7 protein-coding genes and 1 tRNA gene are annotated in these 10750 nt (G+C 69.3%); 3 read left to right on the top strand and 5 right to left on the bottom strand.

The features are described from left to right. Positions 1-25 precede the first annotated feature (25 nt). Both ACXMYJ_RS02195 and ACXMYJ_RS02190 read right to left on the bottom strand, forming a co-directional pair. Positions 26-101: transfer RNA gene (locus ACXMYJ_RS02195), tRNA-Thr, on the bottom strand. A 47-nt stretch (positions 102-148) separates the two neighbouring features. Continuing rightward, positions 149-1372 (bottom strand): DNA polymerase III subunit delta', encoded by a 1224-nt coding sequence (locus ACXMYJ_RS02190; protein WP_460353682.1) that lies wholly within the window; start codon positions 1370-1372, stop codon positions 149-151. Positions 1373-1453: 81 nt separating this feature from the next. On the opposite strand from ACXMYJ_RS02190, the gene ACXMYJ_RS02185 reads away from it, so the two are divergent. Beyond that, complete coding sequence (locus ACXMYJ_RS02185; protein ID WP_460353680.1) at positions 1454-3055, top strand: adenylate/guanylate cyclase domain-containing protein; 1602 nt, start codon at positions 1454-1456, stop codon at positions 3053-3055. Positions 3056-3070: 15 nt separating this feature from the next. On the opposite strand, the gene topA is transcribed toward ACXMYJ_RS02185, so the two are convergent. The 3 genes from topA to ACXMYJ_RS02170 form a co-directional block, all read right to left on the bottom strand. Continuing rightward, on the bottom strand, positions 3071-5875 hold the full coding sequence (gene topA / locus ACXMYJ_RS02180; protein ID WP_460353678.1) for a type I DNA topoisomerase: 2805 nt from the start codon (positions 5873-5875) through the stop codon (positions 3071-3073). A gap of 134 nt (positions 5876-6009) precedes the next feature. Then, on the bottom strand, positions 6010-6600 hold the full coding sequence (locus ACXMYJ_RS02175) for a hypothetical protein (protein ID WP_460353676.1): 591 nt from the start codon (positions 6598-6600) through the stop codon (positions 6010-6012). 131 nt (positions 6601-6731) lie between these two features. Beyond that, positions 6732-6935 carry a cold-shock protein gene (locus tag ACXMYJ_RS02170; RefSeq protein ID WP_003882601.1) on the bottom strand — a complete coding sequence of 68 codons (204 nt, stop codon included), beginning with the start codon at positions 6933-6935 and terminating at the stop codon, positions 6732-6734. 279 nt (positions 6936-7214) lie between these two features. On the opposite strand from ACXMYJ_RS02170, the gene ACXMYJ_RS02165 reads away from it, so the two are divergent. Both ACXMYJ_RS02165 and ACXMYJ_RS02160 read left to right on the top strand, forming a co-directional pair. Continuing rightward, positions 7215-9563, top strand: a complete 2349-nt coding sequence (locus ACXMYJ_RS02165; protein ID WP_460353673.1) for a DEAD/DEAH box helicase — start codon at positions 7215-7217, stop codon at positions 9561-9563. Positions 9564-9647: 84 nt separating this feature from the next. Next, positions 9648-10733: a PAS domain-containing protein gene (locus tag ACXMYJ_RS02160; RefSeq protein WP_460353671.1), complete on the top strand. Its 1086-nt coding sequence runs from the start codon at positions 9648-9650 to the stop codon at positions 10731-10733. Positions 10734-10750 lie beyond the last annotated feature (17 nt).

Here is a 10750-nt window from a genome sequence, read left to right as displayed (position 1 = left end):
GGTGCGCTGAAGCGCGAGTGGTACGTGGAGCCGCCTGGGGGAATCGAACCCCCGACCTATTCATTACGAGTGAATCGCTCTACCGACTGAGCTAAGGCGGCGCTGTCGGGCGGGATGAGTCTACGGCAGGGCCTCCCGGCGACCCAACTCAGCTGCGCAGCGCCTGCCCGACGGTGCCGACCATCGCGTCGACCGCGAACTTAGGCTTGACGTTGACCGCGAGCGCCTCGCGGCATTCGAGCACGGCCTCGATGCAGCGCAGCAGCTTGTCCGGCGAGGCGTGCGCGGCCATCGCGGCCACCTTGTCGGCCATGTCCGGGTGGTTGGGGGCCACGTCGGTGGCACCGGAAGCCACCAGCAGGGCGTCCCGGAAGTACGTCGCGAGGTCGATCAGCGCCCGGTCCAGCGCGTCGCGCGACGCCCGCGTCTGCCGGGACTTCTGGCGTTTCTCCAAGTCTTTGAGTGCGCCGGCGGCGCCGCGCATGGTGCCGGCGGTGCCCTTGCCGGTTCCGCCCGCACCCAGCGCGGTGCGCAGCTCCTCGGCCTCGGCCTCGTTGCGACCCTCGGTCAGCGCCTTCGCCTCGGCTTCGGCGGTGGCCACCAACTCCTCGGCCGCCGCGTACGCCCGCGACGGCGTCGCCGCGTCCCGCGCCAGCCCGAGGGCGCGTTTGCGTCGATCCCGGGCCTGGTCGTCGGTGGCCAGCCGGCGCGCCCGGCCGACGTGGCCGCCACTGACCGACGCGGCCCACACCGCGTCGCGCTCCGGCAGCCCGTCGGCTTCCATCAGCACCTTGGCGATGGCCTCCACGGGCGGGGTGACCAGCGCGACGTGGCGGCAGCGCGACCGCAGCGTGATCGCGATGTCCTCGGGATCCACCGACGGCGCGCACAACAGGAACACCGTCGACGGCGGGGGCTCCTCGACCACCTTCAGCAGCGCGTTGGCCGCGCCCTCGGTCAAGCGGTCGGCGTCCTCGATCACCACGATCTGCCAGCGGCCCGTCCCGGGACGGCGCGAAGCGATCTGCACGATCGTGCGCATCGCGTCCACGCCGATGGACAGGCCCTCCGGGATGATGCGGCGCACGTCGGCGTGGGTGCCGGCCATCGTGGTCGAACACGCCCGGCACTCGCCGCATCCGGGGGTGCCGTCGGAGGTGCACTGCAGCGCTGCGGCGAAGCACAGCGCCGCGACCGACCGGCCGGACCCAGGCGGACCTGTGATCAACCACGCGTGCGTCATCGTCCCGGGCGCGGCGCTCACATCGTTACCGGCGATGTGAGCGGAATCACCGCGTGCCGCGCGAGCAGCCGCGATCAACTCCTGCTCCACAGCGTCCTGACCCACCAGTCGCGAGAAAACCCCGGCCATCGCGATAACAGTAATGCTGCGAACCGACACGTCCGTCCCAGACGCCCCTTCCGCGTCAGGAGAGCCCGATACGGTATTCGGGTGGCCGCCGAACCGATCGAAGTGGGACGAATCAGTGCATTCGTCCGCTGGGTCGCGCGTACACCGTGGCCGGTGTTCACGCTGGGCATGCTGCAGGCCGACATCATCGGCGCTCTGCTGGTCCTGGGCTTCCTGCGGTTCGGGCTCCCTCCGGAGGACCGCATCCAGCTGCAGGACCTGCCCGCCTACAACCTGGCGATCTTCCTCGGCTACCTGTTCATCTCGTTCACCGTGGCCTCGTACCTGACCCTGCGCATGCTGATCCCGGTGATGCGCTGGCAGCGCCGCGACATGCTGCTCGGCGACCGGGACCCCGCCGAAACCGAGGTCGCCCGCATGCGGGCGCTGAAGATGCCGTTCTACCGGTCGGTGATCAGCGCGACGAACTGGCTGCTCGGCTCGGTGGTCTTCATCGTGGCCAGCTGGCCGGTCGCCAGCAAGTCCGCGCCGGTGGTGGCGGTCGCGACGGGCCTGGGCGCCACGGCCACCGCGATCATCGGCTATCTGCAGTCCGAGCGGGTGCTGCGGCCGGTCGCGGTAGCCGCGCTGCGCGGCGGCGTGCCGGAGACCTTCCGGGCGCCCGGCGTCATCCTGCGCCAGGTCCTGACGTGGGTGCTGTCCACCGGCGTTCCGGTCCTGGCCATCCTGCTGGCGCTGGTCGCAAGCAAGTTCGACGTGCTCACCGCTCCCGCCGACCGGCTGAGCACCACGATCCTGCTGCTGGCGATCGTGGCGCTGGTCATCGGGCTGTCGAGCACCGTGCTGGTCGCGATGTCGATCGCCGACCCGCTGCGCCAGCTCCGCTGGGCTCTCGGCGAGGTGCAGCGCGGCAACTACAACGCCCACATGCAGATCTACGACGCCAGCGAGCTGGGCCTGCTGCAGGCCGGCTTCAACGACATGGTGCGCGACCTGGCCGAACGGCAACGCCTGCGCGACCTGTTCGGCCGCTACGTCGGTGAGGACGTCGCCCGCCGGGCCCTGGAGCGGGGCACCGAGCTCGGCGGTCAGGAACGCGACGTCGCGGTGCTGTTCGTCGACCTGGTGGGATCAACCCACTTGGCCGCGACCCGGCCCGCCGCCGAGGTGGTGAACCTGCTCAACGACTTCTTCCGCGTCGTCGTCGACACGGTCAACCGGCACGGCGGCTTCGTCAACAAGTTCCAGGGCGACGCGGCGCTGGCCATCTTCGGCGCGCCGATCGAACATCCCGACGCCTCCGGGGCGGCGCTGGCGGCCTCCCGCGAGCTGCACGACGAACTGATCCGGGTGCTCGGTGAGACCGAATTCGGCATCGGGGTGTCCGCGGGCCGGGCGATCGCCGGCCACATCGGCGCGCAGGCGCGCTTCGAGTACACCGTGATCGGCGACCCCGTCAACGAGGCCGCCCGGCTCACCGAGCTGGCCAAACTCGAACCCGGGCACGTGCTGGCATCGTCGATCGCCGTCGCCGACGCGCTCGACGCCGAAGCGCTGTGCTGGGATGTCGGCGAGATCGTCGAGTTGCGCGGTCGTACCGCCCCGACCCAGCTCGCCCGCCCGCTCAACCTGATCTCGCCGCAGGACGTCGGCCAGGAAGTCGCCAGCGACGTCTCGCAGTAACCCGCCGACAGAGGCTCAGGCCTTCTTCGCCGCGGCCTTCTTCGCCGGGGTCTTCTTGGCCGTCTTCTTCGCCGGGGCCTTCTTGGTGGCCTTCTTCTTCACCGGGCCCCGGGCGCGGCGGTCCGCCAGCAGCTCGGAGGCCCGCTCATCGGTGATCGACATGACGTCGTCGCCCTTGCGCAGGCTCGCGTTGGTCTCGCCGTCGGTGACGTACGGCCCGAAACGGCCGTCCTTGATCACCATCGGTTTCTCCGACACCGGGTCGACACCCAGCTCGCGCAGCGGCGGTGTGGCCGCGCCCTGGCGGCCGCGCCGTTTGGGCTCGGCATAGATCTTCAGCGCCTCGTCGAGGGTGATCGAGAAGATCTGGTCTTCGGTGGCCAGCGATCGGGAGTCAGTGCCCTTCTTCAGATACGGGCCGTAGCGGCCGTTCTGCGCGGTGATCTCCTCGCCGCTGGCCGGATCGACACCGACCACCCGCGGCAGCGACAGCAGCTTGAGCGCGTCCTGCAGCGTCACCGTCTCCAGATCCATGCTCCGGAGCAGTGACCCGGTGCGCGGCTTCGGCCCGGTCGGCTTCTTGCCCTTCTTGGCCGTCGCACCGGCGTCGCCGTCGTCTCCAGGTCCGGGTTCGGGCAGCACCTCGGTCACGTACGGTCCGTAGCGGCCGTCCTTGGCGACGATCTCGTGCCCGGTCTCCGGGTCGACACCCAGCGATCGACCCTCTTGCGGGGTGGCGAACAGCTTTTCGGCCAGCTCCAGGGTCAGCTCGTCCGGCGTCAGCTCGTCTTTGAGGTTGGCCCGCTGTGGGGTCGGCTCGCCGTCCTCACCGACGATCATGCGCTCCAGGTAGGCGCCGTTACGGCCCACCCGGACGTTGACCGCGCGGCCTTCGGCGTCGTCGAAGAGTTTGATGGAGTTGACTTCTCGCGCGTCGATCTCTTCCAGGTTGCCGCCGACAAGCTTCTTGAGCCCGCCCTCCCTGGCGATCGATCCGTCGACGCCGTGTTCGCCGCCGAAGTAGAAGTTGTTGAGCCAGTTGGTGCGTCGCTCGTTACCGGCAGCGATCTCGTCGAGTTCGTCTTCCATCGCGGCGGTGAAGTCGTAATCGACCAGGCGCGCGAAATGCTGCTCGAGCAGACCGATGACCGCGAACGCCACCCACGACGGGACAAGCGCGCTGCCCCTCTTGTGCACGTAGCCGCGGTCCTGGATGGTCTTGATGATCGAGCTGTAGGTCGACGGCCTGCCGATCCCGAGGTCTTCGAGCGCCTTGATCAGCGACGCCTCGGTGTAGCGCGCCGGCGGCGAGGTGCTGTGCCCGTCGGCGGTCAGATCCTTGGCGTCGACGCGCTGCCCCTGGGTCAGGTTCGGCAGCCTGCTCTCGGCGTCGTCGGCCTCCCCACCGGCCTGCTCGTCGAGGCTCTCGACGTAAGCCTTCAGGAAGCCCGGGAACGTGATGGTGCGGCCGCTGGCGTTGAACACGACCTGCTCGCCGGAACGGGCATTCCCGCCGATCCGCAGGCTCAGCGTGGTGCCGCGCGCGTCGGCCATCTGGCTGGCGACGGTGCGCTGCCAGATCAGCTCGTAGAGGCGGAACTCGTCCGTGTCGAGCTGGCTGTGCAGCTGACCGGGGGTCTGGAACACGTCGCCGGCGGGGCGGATCGCCTCATGCGCCTCCTGCGCGTTCTTCACCTTGCGGGTGTACTGCCGAGGCGTCGGATGCACGTACTCCTCGCCGTAGAGCTGGCGAGCCTGATTGCGTGCGGCTTCCACAGCGCTGGCCGACAACGTGGTCGAGTCGGTACGCATATACGTGATGTAGCCGTTCTCGTAGAGCCGCTGAGCGATGCTCATCGTGCGCTCCGACGAGAACCGCAGCTTGCGGCCCGCCTCCTGCTGCAGTGTCGAGGTCATGAACGGCGCGTACGGCTTGCGGGTGTAGGGCTTCTGCTCGACCGACGTGACGGCCAGCTGCGCGCCGCGCAGGCCGGTGGCCAGCGCGTTGGCGCCGGCCTCGTCCAGGACGAGCACCTCGTTGGGCTTCTTGACCGCGCCGAGGGAGTCGAAGTCACGGCCGGTGGCCACCCGACGACCGTCGACGGTGTTGAGCTTGGCGGTGAAGGTCGGCGGGCTGGCCGAAGCGTCGGAGACGCTGGCGTCCAGCTCGGCGGTGACGTCCCAGTAGTCGGCGGAACGGAAGGCCATCCGCTCCCGCTCGCGCTGCACGATGATGCGGGTCGCCACGGACTGCACCCGGCCGGCCGACAGTTTCGGCGCGACCTTCTTCCACAGCACGGGGCTGACCTCGTAGCCGTAGAGACGGTCGAGGATGCGACGGGTCTCCTGCGCGTCGACCAGGTCGTTGTCCAGGTCGCGGGGATCCTCGGCGGCCGCCCGGATCGCGGGCTCGGTGATCTCGTGGAACACCATCCGCTTGACCGGGATGCGTGGTTTGAGCGTCTCCAGCAGGTGCCAGGCGATGGCTTCGCCCTCGCGGTCACCGTCGGTGGCCAGATAGAGCTCGTCGACGTTCTTGAGCTTGTCCTTGAGGTCTGCGACCGTGCTCTTTTTGTCCGGACTGATGATGTAGAGCGGCTCGAAATTGTGCTCCACATCGACGCCCAGGCGCGCCCAAGGCTCGGATTTGTACTTGGCCGGGACGTCGGCTGCGTTGCGCGGCAGGTCACGGATGTGCCCGCGCGAGGACTCGACGATGTAGTTCGAGCCGAGATAACCGGCAATCTTGCGCGCCTTGGTCGGCGACTCGACGATCACGAGTCGCCGCACACGTCCGCTGCCGCGGTCCTCGTCAGCCACCTTTGTCCAGCTCCAATTCTTCAGCTGCCCGCGAAATGCACTTACTCATGCGTCCCGCCCCGGCAAGTGACAATTTGGCACCCCGCGCCTGCCTACGCAAACCGTCCCCGCCCCGTCAGAGCTGTTCCGGCCGGTTACAGCCTCGGCCACTGCGACAACGCCCCATCCTGCTCCGGCGGTTCCCCCACGCTCTCTACCAGGCGCGATAGCCGTCGTCGTCCACTGATCCGCAACGCAGGATGAGCCCCCCGGGTGCCGATCAGAGTCGGTGCGATCCCGACCCTCATCATCGCCGACGCGAGCGCCGGATGCGTGTCGGGCGCGTGCGGGTCCAGCCCGAGCAGGTAGCGGTCGTCCTCGGGGCGCCCGGCGGCCAATGTCCAGGCCCGCAGCTGCCGAGGCCCGGGCAGCCACTGCGGGGGGACCGTCTTGACCGCTCCCCTGGTCCACTCGGCGGCGATTACGACCAGTCTGGCGTCGACCGCGGTGCGCACCAGCGGGGTGTTCTCGTCGGTGCGGGCGATCTCCGGGTCCAGGCCGGCCTCGGCGATCATCTCGGCCAGTCCCTCGGCCCGCCACAACGCGTCCACCACCACGGACAGCCGTGCGGCCGCTCCGGTGGCGCCGCCGACGAGCACCGCCTGTCCGGGCGCGGCCAGGATCCCCGTCAGGTCGGCGATCGCCGGGGGCACCGACTCGGCCGAGAAGAAGGACAGCTGGCTCACAGAACAGACACTAGGGCAGCCGGGCCCCACAGCCCCGTTACCCGGCCATCCCGGGCGTGCGTGAAGAGAAGAACGCCCCCGTGTCGTCCGGCAGGACGGCGCGGGGGCGTCTTGAGGTCTTGGGGGCCCGCTCAGATGGCGCGAACGCCGGTGGCCTGGGGCCCCTTGGGGCTCTGGCCGACCTCGAACTCGACCTTCTGGTTCTCCTCCAGGGTGCGGAAGCCGGAACCCTGAATTTCCGTGTAGTGGACAAAAACGTCAGCGGAGCCGTCCTCGGGGGCGATGAAGCCGAAGCCCTTCTCCGCGTTGAACCACTTCACAGTTCCCTGTGGCATCTTTCGTACTTTCCTTCTCTGTATTCACCGGGTGCGGCCCGCCGTCTTTCGGCAGGCCGGGCCCGTTCCGACCGCCATACCTTCGTGGAGTGCTCGGAACTCGACCCGACCTACAACCCTCGCAGGAACCGCGATCGCAACGTCGTTCCTGCGAGTGCTGATACACGAACACAGAAGCTGCGACCGTCGTAAGTCAATCATGTTCAGGCCAGCTGCGACAGTTCTCGCGGCCATCACGTAGTGAACAATTCACGTAGGACAACACCTGGAGGGACCGCCGTGACAGATCCGGGGCCGGATTTCGGCCGCGAACTGCTCGCGTGCGCCATCGACGGAACCGCCGCCGACGAGCATCCGCTGCGTCATGTCGCGGATCTGGCGCCCAGACGGGCCCGGCGGCAGGCGTGGCCCGCATGGGCGGACCCAGATCTGGTGGGGGCGTTCCGTGATCGCGGTGTCGAGGCGTTGTGGTCCCACCAGCTGGCGGCCGCCGAGCTGGCCCGCGACGGCCGGCACGTCGTGCTGAGCACCGGCACGGCCTCGGGCAAGTCACTGGCCTACCAACTGCCCATATTGACGGCGCTGAAGCAGAATCCGCGGGCGCGGGCGCTCTATCTGTCCCCGACCAAGGCACTCGGCCACGATCAACTGCGTGCGGCCACCGCGCTCACCGCCGCGGTGCCCGGCCTGGCCGACGTCGCGCCGAGCCCGTACGACGGCGACAGCCCCTCCGAGGTACGCCGCTTCGCCCGCGAGCGGTCCCGGTGGATCTTCTCCAACCCGGACATGATCCACCTGTCGCTGCTGCGCAACCACGCCCGCTGGGCGGTGTTCCTGCGCCATCTGCAGTACGTGGTCGTCGATGAATGCCATTACTACCGCGGCATTTTCGGGTCCAACGTGGCGATGGTGCTGCGCCGCCTGCTGCGGCTGTGCGCGCGGTACTCGGCCGCCGGCTCCGAATTCGCCGGGCCCACGGTCATCTTCGCCAGCGCCACCACCGCCCAGCCCGCCGCGACGGCGTCGGAGCTGATCGGCCAGACCGTGGTCGAGGTGACCGAGGACGGGTCGCCGCAGGGGGCCCGCACCGTCGCACTCTGGGAGCCGGCGCTGATGACCGATCTGGTCGGCGAGAACGGTGCCCCGGTGCGTCGTTCGGCGGGCGCCGAGGCGGCCCGGGTGATGGCCGACCTGATCGTCGAGGGTGCCCGGACGCTGACTTTCGTGCGTTCCCGGCGCGGCGCCGAACTCACCGCGCTCGGCGCACGGGACCGATTGGCCGACACCGCACCTGAGCTGGCGCCGCTGGTGGCGTCCTACCGCGCCGGCTATCTGGCAGAGGACCGCCGCGCGCTGGAGCGCGCGCTGACCGAGGGCGAACTGCGCGGCGTGGCGACGACGAACGCGTTGGAGCTCGGCGTGGACATCGCCGGGCTCGATGCCGTTGTGCTGGCCGGTTTTCCGGGGACGGTGGCGTCGTTCTGGCAGCAGGCCGGCCGCGCGGGCCGTCGCGGGCAGGGCGCGCTGATCGTGCTGATCGCCCGCGACGACCCGCTCGACACCTACCTGGTGCACCATCCGGCGGCCCTGCTGGACAAACCGATCGAGCGGGTGGTCATCGACCCCGGCAACCCTTACGTGCTGGGTCCGCAGTTGCTCTGCGCAGCAACTGAATTACCGCTCACCGAGACCGAGGTCCGGATGTGGGGCGCCGAGGCGGTGGCCGAATCCCTGGTCGACGACGGCCTGCTGCGCCGCCGCCCCAGCGGCTACTTCCCCGCGCCGGGCCTGGACCCGCACCCCGCGGTGGACATCCGGGGCGCCACGGGCGGACAGATCGCGATCCTGGAGGCGGACACCGGCAGGATGCTGGGCAGCACGGGCGCAGGCCAGGCGTCGTCCTCGGTGCACCCGGGTGCGGTGTATCTGCACCAGGGCGAGAGTTACGTCGTCGATTCCCTGGATTTCGAGGACGGCGTCGCGTTCGTGCACACCGAGGATCCCGGCTACACCACCTTCGCCCGGGAGCTGACCGACATCAGCGTCACCGGTCCTGGTGAGCGCACCGACTTCGGGCCGGTCACAGTGGGTCTGGTGCCGGTGTCGGTGAGCAACACCGTCACGGGGTATCTGCGGCGGCGGATGAACGGTGAAGTGATCGACTTCGTCGAACTCGACATGCCCACCCGCAGCCTGGAGACGATGGCGGTGATGTGCACCATCACACCGGAGGCGCTGCAGGACAACGGGATCGACCCGCTGCGGACACCTGGTGCGCTGCACGCGGCCGAACACGCGGCGATCGGCCTGCTGCCGCTGGTGGCCAGTTGCGACCGCGGCGACATCGGCGGGGTCTCGACCGCGATCGGCCCCGTCGACGGGCTGCCGTCGATCTTCGTCTACGACGGCCACCCCGGCGGGGCCGGGTTCGCTGCACGCGGGTTCGCCACGATGGACCGCTGGTGGGAGGCCACCGCGTCGGCGATCGAGGCGTGCGAGTGCCCGTCGGGATGCCCGTCGTGCGTGCAGTCCCCCAAGTGCGGCAACGGAAACGATCCTTTGGACAAGGACGGCGCCGTGCGGGTTCTGCGACTGGTCGTGCGACTGCTCATGGCACGGCTGGATTGAACCTGACACCAACTGGCTCGGAGATCCCGGCGCCGCGAACCTTCCCCGCCGTCGGGCGCCTGCGGCCTCGGTAGGATCACCGGCATGACCCACGACTGGCTGCTCGTGGAAACACTCGGCACCGAGCCCGCCGTCGTCGCGCATGGCGCGTACACCAAGGACCTCGTCCCGATCGGCAACTACCTGCGCCGCAACCCGTACCTGATGGCCATCCAGACCGCCATCGGTGAGACAGTCCGCGCGGGGGCGGGCCTGAGCAGCATCACCCCCAAGAACGACCGGGTCATCCGCACCGAGGTGGTCCAGATGTCCGACGGCCGGATCCACGGTGTTCAGGTGTGGGCCGGCGCACCCGACGACACCCCACCGGAACGTCCACTGGTGGGGCCGCTGCTGTGGGATCTCACCAGTGGGACCGCCACCGACACCCGCGAGTCGCTCGAGGTGGGCGGCTGGGATCCGAACAAACAGGCCACACACGGTCGTGCCTTCGCCGACGACCTGCCCCGCCGCGACCTCAATCCGAACGAGGCCGAGGTGCTCACCATGGTGATCAGACCTGAGCCGGGGGTGACGTTGTGCAACACCTGGGAGGTCACCGACTACCGGGGTCAGCCCATCACGGTCGGGTTCGTGGCCCGCTCACTTCCTGAGGTGGCCGACGACGGCAGAGAGCGGTTGATCTGCCGCGCCATGAATTGGCGCAGCGTACGCGAAGGTCCGAGCATCCAACACGACCTGTTGGCCCAGCGCATCGTCGACGGGATGCGACAGCCCGGCGTGTACAGGGCGCTGGTGGATCCGCGGCACTGGACCTTGCTGAAGTGGCTCGACGATCCGGTCCCGTTCCTCAACTGGCGCGCGCACATGTCCAGTGAGGCGACCATCCATCCGCACGACCGGGCGACCACGATGGTCGCGATGGCCGCCGACTTCGCGACCGGCGTCGCCAGCGGCGTGCTGCGCATGGTGGGCCCCGACGGGGGCTGGACGCCGGTGCACGTCACGGTGAACCGGGTCAATCTGGGCAAGAACGCCTATGCCGGCCTGGCGTCACTGCGGCTGCCGACGGCGGCCGAACTCGCCGCCGCGGGACTTGAGGGTGCGGTCGAGAGCACCGGACGCCGAACCAAGGCGCTCTCGCGCAAGGACAAAGCCGGCCGCATGTAGTCCGAGCGGCCGGTCGG

The organism is Mycobacterium sp. ZZG, assembly GCF_054786995.1.
Note: the sequence above shows the minus strand (reverse complement) of the source record. Positions and strands in the feature narration are given on the sequence as shown.